The 18,149-nt window shown below is 60.0% G+C and carries 17 protein-coding genes; 1 reads left to right on the top strand and 16 read right to left on the bottom strand.

The genetic code is table 11. The features are described 5' to 3' along the window. Positions 1 to 20 precede the first annotated feature (20 nt). From E6C55_RS00675 to E6C55_RS00640, 8 genes are all read right to left on the bottom strand, one after another. Complete coding sequence (locus E6C55_RS00675; RefSeq protein ID WP_136367845.1) at positions 21 to 596, bottom strand: TerD family protein; 576 nt, start codon at positions 594 to 596, stop codon at positions 21 to 23. Positions 597 to 628: 32 nt separating this feature from the next. Then, positions 629 to 1,207 carry a TerD family protein gene (locus tag E6C55_RS00670; protein WP_136367844.1) on the bottom strand — a complete coding sequence of 193 codons (579 nt, stop codon included), beginning with the start codon at positions 1,205 to 1,207 and terminating at the stop codon, positions 629 to 631. 14 nt (positions 1,208 to 1,221) lie between these two features. Next, positions 1,222 to 1,803 carry a TerD family protein gene (locus E6C55_RS00665; RefSeq protein ID WP_136367843.1) on the bottom strand — a complete coding sequence of 194 codons (582 nt, stop codon included), beginning with the start codon at positions 1,801 to 1,803 and terminating at the stop codon, positions 1,222 to 1,224. Positions 1,804 to 1,824: 21 nt separating this feature from the next. Next, on the bottom strand, positions 1,825 to 2,424 hold the full coding sequence (locus E6C55_RS00660) for a TerD family protein (protein ID WP_136367842.1): 600 nt from the start codon (positions 2,422 to 2,424) through the stop codon (positions 1,825 to 1,827). A 35-nt stretch (positions 2,425 to 2,459) separates the two neighbouring features. Further along, positions 2,460 to 2,915 (bottom strand): tellurite resistance TerB family protein, encoded by a 456-nt coding sequence (locus E6C55_RS00655; protein ID WP_136367841.1) that lies wholly within the window; start codon positions 2,913 to 2,915, stop codon positions 2,460 to 2,462. 462 nt (positions 2,916 to 3,377) lie between these two features. Continuing rightward, positions 3,378 to 3,986: a class I SAM-dependent methyltransferase gene (locus tag E6C55_RS00650; RefSeq protein ID WP_211093498.1), complete on the bottom strand. Its 609-nt coding sequence runs from the start codon at positions 3,984 to 3,986 to the stop codon at positions 3,378 to 3,380. A gap of 35 nt (positions 3,987 to 4,021) precedes the next feature. Beyond that, the gene (locus E6C55_RS00645; protein WP_136367839.1) at positions 4,022 to 5,755 is read right to left on the bottom strand and encodes a methyl-accepting chemotaxis protein; all 1,734 of its coding nucleotides are present in this window, start codon (positions 5,753 to 5,755) and stop codon (positions 4,022 to 4,024) included. Between the two features lie 161 nt (positions 5,756 to 5,916). Then, positions 5,917 to 7,656: a hypothetical protein gene (locus E6C55_RS00640; protein WP_136367838.1), complete on the bottom strand. Its 1,740-nt coding sequence runs from the start codon at positions 7,654 to 7,656 to the stop codon at positions 5,917 to 5,919. 152 nt (positions 7,657 to 7,808) lie between these two features. Here E6C55_RS00640 and E6C55_RS00635 point away from each other — a divergent pair, with 152 nt between their 5' ends. After that, the gene (locus E6C55_RS00635) at positions 7,809 to 8,459 is read left to right on the top strand and encodes a DsbA family oxidoreductase (RefSeq protein ID WP_136367837.1); all 651 of its coding nucleotides are present in this window, start codon (positions 7,809 to 7,811) and stop codon (positions 8,457 to 8,459) included. A 229-nt stretch (positions 8,460 to 8,688) separates the two neighbouring features. Here the strand turns inward: E6C55_RS00635 and E6C55_RS00630 are convergent, their stop codons facing one another. The 8 genes from E6C55_RS00630 to E6C55_RS00595 form a co-directional block, all read right to left on the bottom strand. Continuing rightward, the gene (locus E6C55_RS00630; protein ID WP_136367836.1) at positions 8,689 to 9,456 is read right to left on the bottom strand and encodes an NUDIX hydrolase; all 768 of its coding nucleotides are present in this window, start codon (positions 9,454 to 9,456) and stop codon (positions 8,689 to 8,691) included. A gap of 67 nt (positions 9,457 to 9,523) precedes the next feature. Continuing rightward, positions 9,524 to 11,014, bottom strand: a complete 1,491-nt coding sequence (locus tag E6C55_RS00625; protein ID WP_136367835.1) for a nicotinate phosphoribosyltransferase — start codon at positions 11,012 to 11,014, stop codon at positions 9,524 to 9,526. Positions 11,015 to 11,016: 2 nt separating this feature from the next. Continuing rightward, the gene (locus E6C55_RS00620) at positions 11,017 to 11,832 is read right to left on the bottom strand and encodes a ribose-phosphate diphosphokinase (RefSeq protein ID WP_136367834.1); all 816 of its coding nucleotides are present in this window, start codon (positions 11,830 to 11,832) and stop codon (positions 11,017 to 11,019) included. A gap of 168 nt (positions 11,833 to 12,000) precedes the next feature. Further along, complete coding sequence (locus E6C55_RS00615) at positions 12,001 to 13,545, bottom strand: sulfatase-like hydrolase/transferase (RefSeq protein WP_230986451.1); 1,545 nt, start codon at positions 13,543 to 13,545, stop codon at positions 12,001 to 12,003. Between the two features lie 60 nt (positions 13,546 to 13,605). Next, positions 13,606 to 14,886 (bottom strand): glycoside hydrolase family 125 protein, encoded by a 1,281-nt coding sequence (locus E6C55_RS00610; RefSeq protein ID WP_136367833.1) that lies wholly within the window; start codon positions 14,884 to 14,886, stop codon positions 13,606 to 13,608. Next, entirely contained in the window at positions 14,873 to 16,318 is a 1,446-nt protein-coding gene (locus tag E6C55_RS00605) for a sulfatase-like hydrolase/transferase (protein ID WP_136367832.1), read from the bottom strand. The genes E6C55_RS00610 and E6C55_RS00605 overlap by 14 nt, the downstream gene beginning before the upstream one ends. 7 nt (positions 16,319 to 16,325) lie before the next feature. Further along, entirely contained in the window at positions 16,326 to 17,192 is an 867-nt protein-coding gene (locus tag E6C55_RS00600; protein WP_230986450.1) for a carbohydrate ABC transporter permease, read from the bottom strand. Then, positions 17,189 to 18,100, bottom strand: coding sequence for an ABC transporter permease (locus tag E6C55_RS00595; protein ID WP_136367831.1), 912 nt, complete (start codon positions 18,098 to 18,100; stop codon positions 17,189 to 17,191). The genes E6C55_RS00600 and E6C55_RS00595 overlap by 4 nt, the downstream gene beginning before the upstream one ends. Positions 18,101 to 18,149: the final 49 nt, after the last annotated feature.

Below are 18,149 nucleotides of genomic sequence, written 5' to 3'. Positions count from 1 at the left end.
CCGATACCCGCACTCGATACTTATGACAAGCCGTAATTGCGAACAAGCGCTGCGAGGCCGCCCGAGAATCCGGAACCGATGGCCTGGAACTTCCAATCGGCACCTTGCCGATAGACCTCGCAGAAGACGATAGCGGTCTCGACCGAGAAGTCTTCTCCCAGATCGTATCTCAGCACTTCGCGCCCGCTCGCTTCATCCACCAGGCGGACGAAGGCGTTCGATACTTGGCCGAAGTTCTGACTGCGCGATTCCGCCTCATGAATGGTAACGGTAATTCCGATTCGGTGAATGTGGGAAGGAATTCGGGAGAAATCGATTTTGATCTGCTCGTCATCCCCGTCGCCTTCCCCTGTCCGGTTGTCTCCCGTATGCTCGACGGCACCGTTGTAAGCCTTCAGATGATTGTAGAAGACGAAGTCTTCCTCGCTCTTGGCTTTGCCGTCCTCATAGAGCAGGAAGGCGCTGGCATCAAGGTCGAATTCGGCGCCGCCGCTATACTTGTTCGTATCCCAGCCCAGCCCCAGCACAACCTTGGTAAGGCCGGGATTCGTCTTCGTCAGGTCGATACGCTGTCCCTTGGACAGATTAATGGACATGCCATTGCCTCCCGTCAACTGAGTGATCGAAGTCAGGTGTTGATGCCGAAGTCCCGACAGAGCCCCGCCAGTCCTTCGCGATAGCCGCTGCCGACCGCATTGAACTTCCATTCGCCGCCATGCTTGTACAATTCCCCTGCAACAACAGCCGTCTCGACGGAGAAGTCCTCTCCCAGGTCGTATCGAATCAATTCCTGGCCGTTGTCGGGATTCACTATCCGAACATAGGCGTTGGCAACTTGTCCGAAGTTCTGGCGTCTCTCCTCGGCATCGTGAATCGTGATGCAGAACGAGATCTTCTGAACCTCGGCTGGGACGGCCCCCAGGTTGATCTTGATCGTCTCGTCGTCCCCGGCGCCTTCTCCGCTGCGGTTATCCCCGGACAGCTCGATCGCCCCGTTGGCGTTCGTCTTGTTGTTGTAGAAGATAAAGTCGGCCTCGCTTCCCGCCTTGCCGGTATCCCGCAAGCAGAATGCCGAAGCGTCCAGATCGAACTCGGAGCCCCCGTCATACTTGTTGACGTCCCAGCCGAGTCCCACGACAACCTTGGAGAGGCCGGGGTTGGTCTTGGTTAGATCAACCTTCTGTCCCTTGGATAAATTGACCGCCATTCAGCTCGGCTCCCTTAGGATACAGAGAGGCCGTAATCGCGAGCCAGGCCCGCAAGGCCGTCGCGGTAGCCGCTTCCGATCGCGCTAAACTTCCACTCGCCGGAATGACGGTACAGCTCGCCTACGACAACAGCCGTCTCGACGGAGAAGTCTTCGCCCAGGTCGTAACGGATCAGTTCGGCGCCGCTCTGCTCGTCCACGATGCGGACGAAAGCGTTGGACACCTGACCGAAGTTCTGGGAGCGCTCTTGCGCCTCATGAATCGTAATGCAGAAGGCGATCTTCTGAACCTCGGCAGGGACGGCAGCCAGATCGACCTTGACTTGCTCGTCGTCTCCTTCTCCTTCGCCCGTTCGGTTATCGCCCGTATGCTCGATCGAGCCGTTGGCGTTCTTCGGGTTGTTGTAGAAAATAAAGTCGGTGTCGGAGCCCGTCTTGCCTTGATCGTTCAAACAGAACACGGATGCGTCCAGGTCGAAATCCTTGCCTCCGTCGTACTTGTTGGTGTCCCAGCCGAGTCCTACAACAACCTTCGTCAAGCCCGGGTTTGTTTTCGTCAGATCGATCTTTTGTCCTTTGGATAAGCTGATTGCCATGAATGATTACCTCGCTTTTTTTTATTGGTATTGTCGTGCCAGATGGTCAATATGGGCGGCATGGCTGCCTTCGCCGATGGCGTTGAACTTCCACTCGCCCGAATGGCGATACACTTCTCCGACAATAAGAGCCGTACGGCCCGCATAGTTGTCCGACAAGTTGTAGCGAAGCAGCTCTTGGTCGTTGGCCGGATTCACAATCCGTATGTAAGCGGAACGAATCATGCCGAAATCCTGCTTGCGATTCACGCAGTCATAGATGTTGACGACAAACAAAATCTTATCGACATCTGCGGGAACCTTGGAGAGCTCCACGAAGATTTGTTCGTCGTCCCCTTCGCCTTCTCCGGTCAGGTTGTCGCCGGAGTGCACCACCGAACCGTCCCCGCTCTTCTTGTTATGGAAGCATACGAGGTTCTTCTCCTTGGCAAGCTTGCCTGCCGAGTTAAGCAACAGCGCGGAAGCATCGCAATCGATGTTCGGCGCCGCCTTCTTTATACCGAAGAGCCCGCGTTTCTCGGTTTCGGCAGGATCCCATCCAAGACCGACCACGATCTTGCCGAGCCCCGCGTTCCCCTTCGTCAAATCTACCTTTTGGCCTTTTACGAGAGATATGGACATGCAGCGCCCTCACTTTCTGCAAAATGGTCTATGAATTAAAGCCCGAACTCGCCCGGACTCAATCCTAATACCTGACAAATATCGCGCACCGCGTTTTTCTCCGACTCGTCAAAGTCGTTGTCGGCGGCAGCCACGGCACAGCAGACCCCGATGACAACCCGTCCGATCTCCGTTTTGCCCTTCAGCTTGGCTATCACGCGCAGCGCTTCCTGCTTGCCGATCATCACGTCGAATTCCATGTTGCCGGCGAAGTGGTTGAATCTCTCGATGACCTCGGACATGTTGAAGACCTTCAGATCCTCGCTTCTGCCCAGATACCCCGCCATCTTCTGCTTCTCCTCGGGCGAGATCGTGCCGTCGGCTACCGATACCACCGCGCAGCCGGCAACGATCGCCTCCAATAAATCTTTGTTCTTGAACCGTTTGACTTGGTCCTGCAAGTTCGATCGTGTCGAGGATATCCAGGACTGGAATTTGTTTAATGCGCTCACCGCGATTCCTCCTTTGAGAGATGATTGAGCGATTTAGGGAATATTACGAAGACAATCGACGGAAGGTTTCAGAATCCAACAAAATTTGAATCATTTCCTAATAATACCGGAAGAAACGACAGCTCCAATCAACTACTTTAGTCCTACTCCCTTATTTTCTCTGTTTATCCTTCAAAAAACAACAACTTCCTGTTAAACTTTAGATTAAATATATTTAACCCGCTAGCTTGCGCCGACCCCGCAAAACGACTTTGAGAGAGCTGGTGTTGCCATGCATTTTTTTAGAAAATACAAAACCGGTTTAATCCTCTGGACGCTCCTTCTCTTAAACGCAATCATTCTGCTCGCTATGTATTCTTCGGAAGACTTCTAGACGCCGCCACGGGCATGGAACAGGAGTTAAAATAGTACAAGCACCACGCCCTAGAGTACGCCTCCGGGAACATGGTGCTTGTCTTTGTGTTACTTCCGAAGCAGCAGAGACTGGAAGTGCGGGCTCCCCTGCCCCATCTCCACCGTATGGAAGTCCAGCAGCTCGAATTGGCGGCCGTACGCCTCTATTACTCTCCCATCCGAATACATCGCGAAGAAGCGCTTCGGCTCGTAAACGTCATTTTCCCAGGTGCCCTCGGAGTCCGCTCCGCCGTACAGCCCGCAGAAGAACAGTCCGCCCGGCTTCAGCACCCGCTTGATCTCCAGCAGCACGCCGTCCAGCTTGCTCTTCGGAACGTGAAGCAGGCAATTCAGGGCATACACCGCATCGAACGCCCCATCGGGCACATCAAGCTTGTAAAAATCCATCAGACGAGCGCGAATGCCCTTCTCCGTGCACAGCCGCACCATCTCCTCCGACAGATCGATCGCCGTCACGTCCAGGCCACGGTCGCCGAAATACAGGCTGTCCCGCCCCGTGCCCGCGCCGATCTCCAGCAGCGTGCGCGCGTTCGCCTCCTTCAGGCGGACCAGGAAGCTCTCTCGCTCCTCGCGCTTCCACGACTCGAGCTCCGTCCGTTCGCGCTGCTCCGCGAAGTTGTTGTACGCCCGCTTCAAGCTCGACTTCTCCTCGCTCACGCCCGTCCCTCCCGCTCTGCTGCCGGATAGCAGCATTAAACCTTGAATCGCTCCGCGAGCTGCTTCATCCGGTCCGACATCTCGCTAAGCTGCTGCGCCGAGGCAGCGACCTCTTCGAAGGCGGCAAGCTGCTGCTCCGTGGCGGCGGATACCGACTGGGAAGCCTCCGCGGCAAGCTCCGACTGGCGTTCCATCTCCTCCAGCGATGCGGTGATCTGCTCGGCGCTGGCCGCCATCTGCTGAGCTGCCGCCGTCGTCTCCTCGGCCTGGTCGACAACGGCCCGCGCCGACTCGAGGATGCGGAGGAACGCCTCGCCCGTCTGGCGAATCGCGCTGACGCCGAGACTGACCTCCTCTTCTCCCTTCCTCATGGAGACGACGGACAATTCGATATCCTCCCGGATGCCTTCGATCAGATCCGCGACCTGGCCGACCGAATCCGTCGATCGCTCGGCCAGCTTCTTGATCTCCGTCGCCACGACCGCGAAGCCCTTGCCCTGCTCGCCGGCCCGCGCCGCTTCGATAGAGGCGTTAAGCGCAAGCAGGTTCGTCTGCGACGAGATCTCCTTGATCGCTTCGGCGATCAGCCCGATCTGCTGCGACCGGGTTCCGAGCTGATCGACCAGTCCGCCCAGATGCTCCACCGTCCCGCTGACCTGCACCATCTGCTCCGTCGACCGCTCGATCTGCTTCTCGCCGAACTCGGCCTGCTCAAGCGTCTGCAGCGTCGCTTCGTAGGAGTTCGACGCCGTCGTCGCCACTCTCTGAACGCCTCCGGCCATCTCCTCCATCGCCCGGGTCGTCGCCCGGATGCTCTCCGCCTGCGCATCGTTGCCGCTCGCCACTTCGCCGACCGCAATCGACGTCTGATTCGCGGCCGCCTTCGTCTCCGCCGTAATCGTCCTAAGCTTGAGCGCCGACGCCGCAATGGCGCCCGCACTCAGGTTCTGGGTACCGGCCAGCTCGCGCAGATTGCCCGTCAGGTGGTTGATCGACAGCCCAAGGCGGCCGATCTCGTCGCTGCGCCGGATCGCAAGCGGAGCGCCGCGCAGATCCCCCGCCGCGATCTCCTCCGCCCTCGCGGTGACCTGGCGGATCGAACGGGACATGCGGAGCGAGAAGAACGCGAGAACGATGATGCCGGCAACTACGCAAGAGAAGAGGGTGACCAGAATGGCGCTGGAGATATGCCTCTGGGCGGAATCGTAATCCCGGTAGTAGGAGCCTGCCGCCAGAATCCATCCCCAGGCCGGCGCTTCTTCGCTATATGTAATTTTAAGCGCTTCCTTATCGGAGCCGGGGAGAGGGAAGTCGTACTTCGTGAAGCCGCCGCCTTCGCCGGCCAGCTTGACCATATTCTGAATATAATAGAACCCGTCGCTGTTCGAGCTGTCCCATAGATTGCTTCCTTCCTTGGTCGGATGGGCCAGCAGCAGCCCCTGTTCGTCCAAGGCGAAGAAGTAGCCGTTCTTCCCAAGGTCGATCGAGGAGTTGATCGGACGTGTGCCGTCCGCCGATTTAACGCCGAGAATCAGCTCGCGGAATTTCTCCTGCGCCTCTTCCTCCGTCAGATTGCCGCTCGTGACGGAATCGTCCAGCGCCTTGATCATCTGAGCGGCGAGATGGACGCTGTTCCTCAAGGAATCCTCGATCATCGAGTTCGTCTCCTGATCGGTGACCCGATAGGTCACGTACCCCAAGACGGAGACGGGGAGGATAAGCAAAATCAACGTGATTAAAGTCAGCTTGGCTCTTATGTTCATTCTCATCGATAGCTGCACGCCTTTCCTGCCACAGTAGGCCGTTATCCCTATAAGATAATCCCTCTGCGGCAGATAGTCAAAGCTTGGCCGTTTGAATGGAAGAATCGTCGTTGCGCGCTTGCAGCAGACCGCCAGGAACGCCAGATTCTAGTGCAAGTTCAATTATTCTACTGTATCGGAGGCTGCATCGGAGGCCGATCGCCGGATAGCTCTTGCAGCGGGGAAGTTCCCTTCGAATTGAGCTTGCTCCGTCTTCCGAAGCTCCATCTCAAGCCGATCGAGACGAGCACGTAAGCTGCAACGAAGCTGGTCATGAACACGCCCGGAACAGTGAAGCCCGCCGTCATCGCGATCGACTTCGTGTTGAACAAGGCGCTGCTTCCCGTCGCGGTTACGCCGATCCTCAGCAGCATGGCAAGAACGGACAGGAGACCGGCATAGACGAGGCCGAATACCGCCGCCGTTTGTGACGAACGGCCGCTATTCATCTTCATCCTCATTCCCGCCAGCAGCAGCAGAACGATCGGAATCAGGACGGAAGCCGCGATGAACCCGTTCCATGCCGCCGCAGCCTCCCCCGTTCCCGTCCCTTGAATACCGGCGAACACGGATACCTCCAATTGCCGCCCCTGGCCTGCCAACAGATTCGTCATGTGGAACACGTTCCCGTTCGCGATTCCCCATACATAGAAGGCCACTTGAGGAAGAAGCCAAACCAGCAGAGGAGACGGCGCCCCCGTCCCCCACAGCACAGCAAGAGAGTAGAGCAAGCTAATGCCCAGGCCGTATGCTACGGTCGCCGCCGCTCGTCGAATCGGCTCTCCATAAGGGATTATGCCTCCATGAAGGTGCCTTGCCCAACGGAAGGAAGACAGTCGGAGCATCGCCCCGGCGAAGCCGAACAGAGCCCCCAGCAGGAAGCCGTTGCGCAGGGCGCCGAAGAAGGAGAAGCTGTAATCGATGCCAATGCTTCCGACCCTTCCGGGCAGGTCGGCCTCTGCGGAGAATCCCGACAGGGTTGTCATCAGCGCAAGAACGATTGCGTTGACGGCCCCGATCACGAGCGCCAACCCCGCCGCTTGCTTCGCCGTCTGCACCCGCATGCGCCTCGCCGCTACATAGCCTCCGATAAGGAACGCAAGCAGCGGAACAAGAAGGAAGGCATAGACACCGGACTGAACCCTCAGTTCGCTGGCGACAAGCCCTCCTCCCGTGTTCAATTCCGCTTTGGATTCCACGTTGTGAACGAGCAGGTAGGTCGTCGGCACCTTCAGCAGATTGAAGTCGATTCCGCTTCTCAGGTCGGTCACTGCCGACAGCTTGCTCTCCAGCGCATCGCGGATGCCCCCCGAGATTCGCTCGCCCAGCGGCCCGTTCAGCCTCTCTTGCCCCGTCTCTCCAAGCTTCTCCTGCACCTGCCCGACAGCGCCTTGAACCTGCTCGGCAATCGCCGTTCTTCCGATATCGGCTCCCTGGTTCAACGCTCGATTCCCGACCGTAACGATTGCCAGGCAAAGTGCCAGAAGCAGCACAACCGAGAGCAGCGCACCGAAGCCTCCATGCTTCCATACCGGGCGAGCCGCTGTCCACAGCTTGTCCGGAAGCGATGCCGCCCCCTTCCTTCCCCGGTCCGATCCTACCGAATCCGAAGCCGGCGCTTCCGTCCCCGATGCCCGGCCTTCGGCCCCGTGAAGCTCTTGCAGCATACGGTCCCAATTGCCGACTGCCTGCGAGATCCGGCCCAGCTCGGGATCGGAGATGTCTCCGGCTTGAAGCTTCGCGTGAGCAACATGCCCCAACTCGAGCAGCGACTTCTCGCGATGAGCCGCCAATCGGGATGCAGCCCGCTGCCGCTCGTACAACTGTCGCAGCTTCGACAGACGTTCCGTCAACGCATTCTCCGTCAATGAGTACCCTCCCCTGCGCTATTTGTCACCTGATTCTTAAGGCCTATTATAGCGCATACTGGCAAGATGTGGACTTCGGTTCTACTGTTTCTTCCGAAAATAAAGTGTGTTACATTTAATAATAGCCACAAACCGCAAAGGGAGGAACAACGATGAAAGTGGAAGTATGGTCCGACTTCGCCTGTCCGTTCTGTTATATCGGCAAGCGGAGATTGGAAGGCGCCCTGGAGCAATTCGCCCACGGCGAAGAGATCGAGGTGGAATTCCGCAGCTTCGAGCTCGATCCGAACGCGAAGCGCGACGTGGATTACAATGTGAACGAGATGCTGGCGAACAAGTACGGCATGACCGTGGAGCAGGCTGCGGCGAACAACCGCAACCTGACCGCGCAAGCCGCGACGCTCGGACTCGACTACCATATGGATAAGTCGATTCTCACCAACTCGTTCGACGCCCACCGCTTGACGCACTATGCGTCGCAGTTCGGCAAGCGCAACGAGATGGCGGAGCGGCTGTTCAAGGCGTACTTCACCGACGGCCTGCACATCGGCGACCACGAGACGCTTGCGAGCCTGGCCGCGGAGATCGGCCTTGACCGCGAAGGCGCGCTGGCTGCGCTCGCAGGCCGCGACTTCGCGGAACAGGTGCGCGAGGACGAGCAGCTCGCCGCCCAGATCGGCGTGCGCGGCGTGCCGTTCTTCGTGCTCGACCGCAAGTACGCCGTATCCGGCGCCCAGCCGACCGAGGTGTTCCTGCAGGCTCTCGAGAAGGCGTATTCGGAGAGTGCGGCGGAGGCGGAGTAAGACGGCAAGAAGGGCCAAGGGCTGAGGCCGAAGCTGGGGAATTCCCCTCTTCGGCCTCAGCCCTTGGCATTCGGTTGCTTCAATAGCCCTTTGCCGATCTCGCCAGTCCCCTTGGCTACCTCTTAAAATGGCCCGGTGAGCAAGCCGTTAGGCGGGTTTCCCGCACATCGGCGCTCGAACGGGGGGATGGCGACGGCCAAAACTCCAGTCGCCGGGCCGGAGTTTGTCCTCACCCATAAATCGACAGCATCGGAGAATAATCCGTGAATCGGTACAACTGCGCCGGGCGCTGCGAGTACCGGTTCGACGTCTTCGGCTCGCCGCTTGCGTCCCGCGCTTCCTCCAGGATGCCCTTGCGGCTCTGCGTGGACGTCACCTTCCGAATGAAGTTCCTCTCCTCGAACGACGGAATGACCGCACGAATGACCTGATACAGCTCGCTCAGCGTGAACTCCTCCGGCAGGAACTCCTTCGCTATCGTTGTCGTCAGCATTCGCACCCTTATGCGTTCCAGCGCGTCCTCGAGAATGCTCCGGTGGTCGAAGGCCAGCTCCAGCCCGACCGCGTCCTCGACCGGCATCAGCGCCACGTCCGCCGCTTCGTCCGATGTCCGCCGCCCCGCCAGGAACGATTCGCGAACGAGCGCCACGAACGCATGGGACAGCATCCACCCGCGCGGGTCCCGGCCCGGCTTGCTGTACACATTGAAGTACTCGAGGTGGACGTCGGACACGCCCGTCTCCTCCTCCAGCTCCCGCCGCGCGCATTCCTCGACCGTCTCCGTCTCCTTCGTGAACCCGCCGGGCAGCGCCCAGAGCCCTTCGAACGGCCACTTCTGCCGCTTGATCAGCAGCACCTCGAGACGGCGCGTCGGCAATGCCTTCTTGGCGCCCGCTCTCTCGCTTGAGGTAATGGTGAAAATCACGATATCCGACGGAGCCCCGTCGGGCGTGCGATAAGAGCTTGCCGAGTAGTGGCCGTTCGCGTGCTCATTCATCGTCCCCGTTCGTTCCCCTTGCTTCTATATTTATTGTTCAAGTTCCGTCTGCCGCCCCAAGTTCCGATTATCCCAAGTTCCCAAGCAGCGCCCCGCGGATCTCGCCCAGCGTCTGCTCGCGGACCAACCGTCCGTCGACGAACACGTCCTCCAGCCGATCGGCCTCATCAAACCCATCGTATTGCTCCCGGCCGAGGTTGTCAACATACGTCCGCTCCCCGTCCCGCTCCACCACGCGCACGAGTCCGGTCTGCGACTTCTTCATCTTGTTCGGGTCCGTCGCTGGGTCCTTGTAGATCTTCCGTTCCACGCCGTCCACGACGGCGAACGTCGACTTGAGCGCGAAGCCGAACGTATCCCGCGTGTTGTACTGGTACGTGAACGAGCCGATGCCGTACACCATGTTCGTCGAAGCGAAGCCCTTCGCCGCCAGCTTCTCGCAGATCTCGCGGCAGCGGTCGATCGTGATCGCGTCGCCGTAGATCGCGCCGATGTGCGGGTCGAGCTGCTTGTAGCCGCGCTCCGTCACCGTGCCGCCGAAGATGTCCCACAGCACCTCGATCACTCCCTTGCGGGCGAATTCGCTCTCCGCGTCCGGGTCGCCGCACAGAATCAAGACGGGATCGCCGCTGTCCGGGCGAATGACAACCCGGCCGTCCCGGCTCAGAATGTCGTCCTTCAGGCCGCGGATAACGACGTCGAGCACACTCCACAGATCCCACGTATCCGACACGATCGAGACGAAGCCGCTCGGATACACTTCATTGATCAGGTAACGGTACGACGCCATCTCGTCTCGCCCGTGCGCGCACATGACGCTATGCTCCGTGGCGGGAATCGACGTTCCTACCAGTTCCTTTTCCATATTCGCGTTGTAGTGGTCCTCGAGGTACAGAATGGCCGGAATCGTGTCCGTGCCCGTGAACGAGAGCAGGTGCCCCGCCCCGCTGGCCTTCGCCGCTTCGAGCGAGCCCATGCCCCGCATCGAGAAGTCGTGCCCCTGGAACGGCACCCCCGAGACGTCGCCGTTCGTGCGGCGGGCGAAGTCCTCAAGAATCTTGCGGTATTCGAAGGCGAGCGTCGCACTCGTTGTCGGCATCCAGAGCTGGCACGACATAAGCGTCTCAAGGTAGTTCGTCAGCCAGAAGAACGCCGGGAGCGTGTTCTCGATCGTCAGCATCGGCACCTTGATCGGCACAAGCGTGCCTTCCTTGACGGCCTTGATCCGGATCGGCAGATAGCCGAGATCGTGCAGTTGCTCGATGTGCGAGGCGTCCGGGTCGTTAGCCCCGAGAGCGTACTGAAGCACTCTCTTGTATTCGTTCACGACGTCCGCCTTGGCGCGGCCGAAGAAGTTGTTGTCGAAGTAGTCGATCAGGAATTCCTTGATGAACGCCTGGAAGCCGAACGCGACCGTGCGGTCGATGGCCCCGATGCGGCTCGTGCGGGCCGTCCACGTCGAGTAGACGAGCTCCGTTCCTTGCGGGTACTGATTCCGATGGCTCACCTTGTAGAAGTCGCACAGCAGCGTAGCCGGGTATACGAATGGGGTTGTCATGATCAATAGCCTCCTTGGGGGAAAATCCGGATTCGGTCCGAGTGAGCGCCTGTGTCGCTTAAGAGAGTGTCCGTCGTGTACACCCGATCGATCAGCGGCGAGGTCGGGAGCTTGCCTTCATGGATGGAGTTCTCGCAGTGGGCGACGACCAGATAGACGTTCGAAGCGCCCAATTCTCTCAGCCGCTCCGCGCTCAGCAGGAACGTCCCGCCGTAGGAGCACAGATCGTCGAGGATGACGGCTTTGAATCCCTCCGCCTCCGCGCGGCCGACCACCTCAAGCCCTTCGATTCGGCCCGTCTGGAAGTCCCTTCTCTTGAAGCCGACAAGTTGCTTGTAGCCCGGGATGTGGCCGTATCGCTTCTGCGCGCCCGCATCCGGGAAGAACAAGTAATCCTTCTCCGCATCGAAGCCGATATCTTTAAGGACGGGACCCAGCAGCTCAAGCGTTACGGGACGGACACGGCTCCGATCGACCAGCGCGGGAGTGACGTCGGAGTGAGGCTCGAGAATCGTCACCTCGTCGAAGTTCATGGCATTAAGGAGCTTGGCAACGTGCTTCAGCGTGAAGACGGAGCCGCCGGACGTCCGGTCCATTCGGCTGTACGGCATATATTGAACGGTTAGAGAAGCGGAGTGCCTCAGATCGTCGAGATGGCTTCTCACAAAATACAGCTTCAGAAGATCGCCGTCCTGCTCGTACTTGAAGGTGACCTCGTTGCGTTCTCCCGCCAGCGTGCGGATTCGTTCCCCGTCGACCAGCGTCTCCCCGTTCGGGAACGTCGTGAAGGTTAAAGGTTCGCCGTTCAGCCAGATCATCGTCGTCACTCCTCTTGATCGTTTTATTTCGTCTTGTTGATACTATCATAATGACAATATTAATATTCGTCAAGAGGCATTGCGGAAAATAGTTCTGAAGGCTCGATCTCACGGGTCAATCGTGCACAAAGACACGCCAGGAACGCCCTGACGTGTCGGGTACTCGTATTACTTCATGCCGTTAACAAGCCGCAGACGGCTGAACTGCTTCAGCAGCCCGTCCTCGTGCCGCACCATCCATTCCGCCAGCGCTCGCTTCATCTCGTTCGCATCGTCGCGGCTGCCCGGGTCGTCGATCAAGTTGACCAGCTCGTGCGGGTCGCTCTCCAGGTCGTACAGTTCGTCCGTATCTCCGCAGTTGAACACATACTTGAACCTGCCTCGGCGGAGCATCCGCTGGGTGTACATCAGATTCTCCAGCCCCGCCCCTTCCGTGACGATGCAATCCGGCCAATCGGACGGCGCCTCTCCCTGCAGCATCGGGGCGAACGAGCGCCCGTCGCTTCCCGCGGACGGCTCCCCGGCTCCCGCCAGGTCGAGCAGCGTCGCGTGGATGTCGCAGGTTCCGACGAACCGCGCTTCCCGGCGCGGGCTTCCCATGCCGGCAGCCGGCTTGACGAGCAGCGGAATCCGGCACGTCTCCTCGTACATGTAGAACGACTTGTCGCACAGCCCTCCGTGGATGCCGAGCGATTCGCCGTGATCCGCCGTGAACACAATAATCGTATTGTCGTACAGCCCTCGGGCCTTCAAGAAGTCCAGGAGCCGGCCGATCTGCTCGTCGATGCTGCTCATGAACGCGTAATAGTGCCGAATGTGCGGAACGAAGTCCTCCCATTGGGAGCTCCCCTGCTTCACCCGATGGATGGACGGCTTGCCGATCCCGTCGTCGCCGAAGTTCGGCCACGGCGGAATCTCGACATCGCGGTACTGGTCAAGATGCTTCGTCGGAGCGATATACGGCTCATGCGGTCCCCAGAAGTTCAAGGAGAAGAAGAACGGTTTGCCGCGCTCCCGGAACCGGTCGATGTGCTGTATGGCGCGATCGACGAGGTAGTATTCGACTGTCCCTTCGACGGGAGTCGTCAGCTCGGCGGAGAAGTGATTCTCGAAGTGGCCCGATACTTTGTTGATCAGGCTCCATTCCAGCCCCCGCTCCTTCAAGTAGGCCTGGAACTCCGGATAGTGCATGCCCCCAAGCCCGTGTCCTCCGAAGTCGTCTCCCTCGTAGCCGACATCGGTCGGCAAGGAGCGAATGCCGGCCGTAAGCTCAGGGAAGCGGATATAGGCGAGATTGTTAGCGGAGTACCGTTCCTCCGGCCCGGAGGTGCCCAGATGCCACTTGCCCGTGTAGCCGAGGCTGATCTCCTCCCCCTCCAGCCTTCGGCTGAGCAGCCGCGGCGTATCGGGAAGCTCCTGCACCATGCTCCCCATTCCGTAGCCGTTCGTCTGCATGCCGTGCTTAAACGGGTACAGCCCCGTCTGGATGGACGCCCGCGCCGGCGTGCACACCGGACAGCTCGTGTAGGCGTTGTCGAAGATGACGCTCTCTTCTGCCAGCTCGTCAAGATACGGCGTCCGGCATACGCTTCCTCCGTATGCGGACAGGGTGTCCGTTCGCTGCTGGTCCGTCTGAATAAACAGGATGTTGGGGCGGCTCGTTGCCGCCTTGTCCGTCGAAGTCATTGAAGTCATTGAAGCCGTCGAAGTCATGATCGCGCTCTCCCTTCTTCCGTATGTCGCTCTCCAGGCCGACTATGTCGGTTATGTCGATTATGCCAGCTCGCCGCTCTCCATCATGCTTGCGACCGCCTCGGCGAACAGGCTGTTCGCCCACGCGAACCACGGCCGCGTGAACCGAGTCGGATCGTCCGCATCGAAGCCCTCGTGCATGAAGCCGGTTCCGGCATCCGTGGACACCAGCAGCTCGAGAAGCTGCTGCCGCTCCGCAATATCGTCCGACGTCAACAGTTGCATGCTGAGCGCAATCGGCCAGATATAACGGTTCGGCGTGTGCGGACTGCCGATTCCTTGGGCCGCCTTCCCGCTGTAGAAGTAGGGGTTGGCTTCGCTGAGCACGAAGCGGCGGGTATTGCGATACACCTCGTCGTCCTTCGGCTTGTAGCCCAGATAAGGAATGGACAACAGGCTCGGCACGTTGGCGTCGTCCATCAGGTTATAGTTGCCGAAGCCGTCGGTCTCGTAGGCATAGATGCGGCCGAATTGCGGATGGTTCACGATTCCGTAGGTCTCGATGCCGTACTCGAGCTCTTCCTTAAGCGTCAAGGCTCTCGCAGCCAGTCCGTCGTCCGCGTACACGTCCGCGGCGATCTCCGCGACGTTCCCCAGCGCGACGGCCGCGAACATGTTCGCCGGAATCAGGTAGCCGAACTTGCAAGCGTCGTCGCTCGGCCGGAAGCCGGACCAGGTCATTCCGGTGTAATTGACCGGCATTCCCATTCGGTTGTTGCGCAGCGTATCCGACTTCGGCCCCGTATGGCGGGCGAAGCGATAGGGCGACTGCTCGGCATGACGCTGCTCCGTCGTCCACAGGTCGATCACGCGCCCTGCCGCCTGGCGGAACGCTTCGTCGAAGATGCCGGCTCTGCCCGTCGCCTTCCAATAGAGATACGCAAGCTGCAGAGGGTAGCACAGCGAGTCGACCTCGTACTTGCGCTCCCAGATCCAAGGGTTCAGGTCCGTCTCGTCCCAGTCGAGACGATGGTCGTTGGCCGCCTCGTTAAACGCGTTGGCGTACGGGTCGATGCCGATGCAGGCGATCTGGCGGCGAATCAGCCCCTCGATCAGCCGCTGCAGCGTCGGATCGTCCTTGGCCAAGGGCACGTAATGGCGGACCTGCGCGCTCGAATCGCGCAGCCACATCGCGGGAATGTCCCCCGTGAACACGAAGGATGTGCCGTCCTCCAGCAGCTTCGCCGTCGTCTCAAGCGTGCTGGCGAAGCAGGTCTTGAGCATCGCCAGCAGCTTCGGCCGCGACGCGAGCCGCATATCGGCCTCGGCGAACAGCCGGTCTATCGCATCAGATGTCTTCATGATTCTCGTTGCCTCCCGGCGCAATAATATTCAGTATCGGAACCCGGCTCAGCGGGTCGCCGTGACGGGTCATCCAGCTCTCGAGCATTCGCGCCAGGCGCAGCAGAACGGGAAGTTGGTCCGGATCGGAGCCGACATCGCGAGTCTCCCATGGGTCGGCCTGCAAGTCGAACAGTTGAAGACGATCGGTGCCGACGCCGTCCGACTCGCGGCGATAATAACGGATGAGCTTCCAGCGCCCGTCCGTGACCATGCGCTGCAGGTCCTGATAGGCGGTGCAGACGTGGTCGCGGCCCGCAGCTTCGGCTCTGGTTGCGGCTTCGGCTTCGCTTACAGCCCCGCCGGCAGGTTCCCGCAGCAGGGACGCGAAGCTGATCCCGTCCGCCTCCGGCCATTCCGGCAAGCCGGCCAGCTCCGCGACCGTCGGCGCGATGTCGATGTTGCTCAGCAGCGCCTCCAGCTTCCTTCCCGGAACGATTCCCGGGCCGCGAAGCAGAAGAGGGATGCGCACGCTGTGCTCGTACACGTTCTGCTTGCCCATGAGGCCGTGCTGGCCGATGGAGAGGCCGTGATCGGCCGTATAGACAAGCAGCGTGCTCTCGTACATCCCCCTGCTCTTCAAGCATTCGACGATCCGGCCGACCTGCGCGTCCAGATGCGCGAGCATGGCGTAATAATCGGCCAGATGCCGACGCAGCTCGGCTTCCTGCCGCGGCAGCGACGCGAGCCGCTCGTCCCGCACGCCCATATCGCCGTTGTCGAACGGATGCTCCGGCAGCAGATTGGGCGGAAGCCGCAGCCGCTCCGGGTCGAACAGCGAGGCGTACGGCTCCGGGGCGGTGCGGGGATCGTGCGGCGCCGTATAAGCGACATACAGGAAGAAGGGAGAGCTTCCGTCCTGCTTCTCCAGGAATTCGATCGCCGCATCGGTGAACAGCTCGGTCGAATGCCGCTCCTCGATTCGCTCCCGCTCCTTCCCGTAGAGGCCGGAAGGGTCGAACGGCTGCACGGGAACGCGCCAATGGTCGCTCATCCCGTAGAAGAACAGCTTGTCCCCGCCGTCGAAGCTGCGCGCGAAGCTTCTCTTGTCGTTGTGCCACTTGCCGACCGCGTGCGTCCGGTAGCCGGCGGCCCGCAGCCGTTCGGGCAACAGCGGCGCCTCCTCCCGGATGTCGGTCGAATGCGCCCACACGGACGGATCGCAGCCGATCATCGAACGGAAGATCGACTGCCCGGTCATGACGCACGCGCGGCTCGGTGCGCACACCGCCCCCGTCATGCCGCCGAAGATGCGCGTGCCCTGCATCGCGGCGCCGCTCTCGGCCAGCGCGTCCAGCACCGGGGTGCGGACGTCCCGATTGCCCGATGAACCGAGCGATTCGCACCGATGGTCGTCCGCGATCAGGAAGACGATCGACGTGCCTCCGTTCATCCGAGCCTCACCCCTTCACCGAGCCGAGCATCATGCCTTGATTAAAGTGCTTCTGGAAGAACGGGTAAATCAAGAGCAATGGCAGCGCGGTCGCCACAACCGTCGCCATCTTCACCGGAGGCCCGAATTCGAAGCCTTCGATCTCCAGCGTCATGGAAGAGTCCGCCGCTTCGATCAGCATCTGGCGCAGGAACACCTGCAACGGCCACTTGGTCGAATCGTTCAGGTAGATCAAGGCGTTAAAGTAGGTGTTCCAATTCTGCACCAGGTAGAACAGCGTGAACGTCGCGATCGCTGGAGTGGACAACGGAAGGACTATTTTGCGGAACAGATAGAACTCGCTGCACCCGTCGATGCGGGATGCCTCCTCCAGCTCGGGCGGGAAGCTCTGGAAGAAGCCCCGCATGACGATCAGGTTAAAGGGTGCGATCGCGGCCGTGAGCCAGATCGCCCAGTAGCTGTTCAGCAGCCCGAAGGTGTTGACGACCAGGTACGTCGGAATGATGCCTCCATTGAACAGCATGGTGAACAGGACAAGAATGTTGAGCGCCCTGCGCCCGACGATCCACGGCTTCGAGAGGCCGTAAGCCATCATGCTCGTCAGAGCGATGTTGACGACGGTGCCGACCAGGGTGATCCATAGCGAATTCCGGAAGGAGAGCAGGAAGTTCTTCTCGCGGAACAAGTATTGATAGGCGTCGAGCGACCACGTCTTGGGCAGAAGGAAGAAGCCGCGGGACAGCACCTCCGCCTTGGTCGAGAACGACACCATGACCACGTATAAGAACGGCAGCGCAACCGCCAAGGTGGAGATCGTCAGAATCGCGTAGACGATCCAGACGAACAGACGGTCGGATATGGACAATCGCTTCAATAGACTCCCTCCTCACCCTTGCGCTTGGCCCAGGTATTCGCAGCCACGATCAGCACGAGGCCGATCGCCGACTTGAACAGACCGACGGCTGTCGTATAGCTGTATTCCCCGATCAGGATACCATTGCGGTAAACATACGTATCGAACACGTCGGACACGTCCAGATTCATCGTGTTCTGCATGAGCAGCACTTGCTCGAACCCGGTCTCCATCGTCTGTCCCAGCCGCAGGATGAACAGCACGACGATGACGCCGCGCAGCGCGGGCAGGCTCACGTGGAGCATCGACTTCCAGCGGTTTGCACCGTCCATGACAGCCGCTTCATACAGCGTCGGGTCGACGGAAGCCAGAGCCGCCAGGAAGATGATCGCGCTCCAGCCGGATTCCTTCCAGACGTTCAAGAGCACGTACAGGGGACGGAAGTACGCCGGATCGGTCAGCAGCCCGATGCGTTCCTTCCCGTGGGAGACCAGCCACTCGTTGATCGCTCCGTCCTGAGTGGAGAACAGCAGCACCGAGATGCCGACGACGACAACCCAGGACAGGAAGTGAGGCAGGTAGGTGACGGTCTGAACCGCGCGGCGGAACAAGCGAATGCGAGCCTCGTTCAACAGCAGCGCGAGCAGGATCGGAGCCGGGAAGAAGACGAACAGATTAAGCATACTGAGGAAAAGCGTGTTGCGAAGCAATAGCCAGAAGTCGCTGTCCCCGAACAATCGACGGAAATGCTCGAGCCCCACCCAGGGGCTGTGCAGGAACCCTTCGAACGGATCGTAATTCTGGAAGGCGATGGCGATCCCGCCCATCGGCAGATAACGGAATAACAGGAAGTAGAGCGCCCCGGGCAGGATCAGCGCGTAAAGCGGAAGACCGCGGCGCAATCTTCCGCGGATGTCGGAAGACGGCATGAGAACACCTCCTATAAAGAGCGGAGGAGAGGGCAGCCCCTCTCCCCCC

This window comes from Cohnella fermenti, from assembly GCF_004801405.1.
Taxonomy (GTDB): Bacteria; Bacillota; Bacilli; order Paenibacillales; family Paenibacillaceae; genus Cohnella; species Cohnella fermenti.
Note: the sequence above shows the minus strand (reverse complement) of the source record. Positions and strands in the feature narration are given on the sequence as shown.

Coding starts and splice junctions, on each gene's coding strand:
- E6C55_RS00675 (WP_136367845.1), bottom strand. CDS start 596: ATGTCCATTAATCTGTCCAAGGGACAGCGTATCGACCTGACGAAGACG.
- E6C55_RS00620 (WP_136367834.1), bottom strand. CDS start 11,832: ATGATCTGGCTGAACGGCGAACCTTTAACCTTCACGACGTTCCCGAAC.
- E6C55_RS00615 (WP_230986451.1), bottom strand. CDS start 13,545: ATGACTTCGACGGCTTCAATGACTTCAATGACTTCGACGGACAAGGCG.
- E6C55_RS00630 (WP_136367836.1), bottom strand. CDS start 9,456: ATGAATGAGCACGCGAACGGCCACTACTCGGCAAGCTCTTATCGCACG.
- E6C55_RS00670 (WP_136367844.1), bottom strand. CDS start 1,207: ATGGCGGTCAATTTATCCAAGGGACAGAAGGTTGATCTAACCAAGACC.
- E6C55_RS00625 (WP_136367835.1), bottom strand. CDS start 11,014: ATGACAACCCCATTCGTATACCCGGCTACGCTGCTGTGCGACTTCTAC.
- E6C55_RS00610 (WP_136367833.1), bottom strand. CDS start 14,886: ATGAAGACATCTGATGCGATAGACCGGCTGTTCGCCGAGGCCGATATG.
- E6C55_RS00605 (WP_136367832.1), bottom strand. CDS start 16,318: ATGAACGGAGGCACGTCGATCGTCTTCCTGATCGCGGACGACCATCGG.
- E6C55_RS00635 (WP_136367837.1), top strand. CDS start 7,809: ATGAAAGTGGAAGTATGGTCCGACTTCGCCTGTCCGTTCTGTTATATC.
- E6C55_RS00660 (WP_136367842.1), bottom strand. CDS start 2,424: ATGTCCATATCTCTCGTAAAAGGCCAAAAGGTAGATTTGACGAAGGGG.
- E6C55_RS00595 (WP_136367831.1), bottom strand. CDS start 18,100: ATGCCGTCTTCCGACATCCGCGGAAGATTGCGCCGCGGTCTTCCGCTT.
- E6C55_RS00645 (WP_136367839.1), bottom strand. CDS start 5,755: ATGAGAATGAACATAAGAGCCAAGCTGACTTTAATCACGTTGATTTTG.
- E6C55_RS00665 (WP_136367843.1), bottom strand. CDS start 1,803: ATGGCAATCAGCTTATCCAAAGGACAAAAGATCGATCTGACGAAAACA.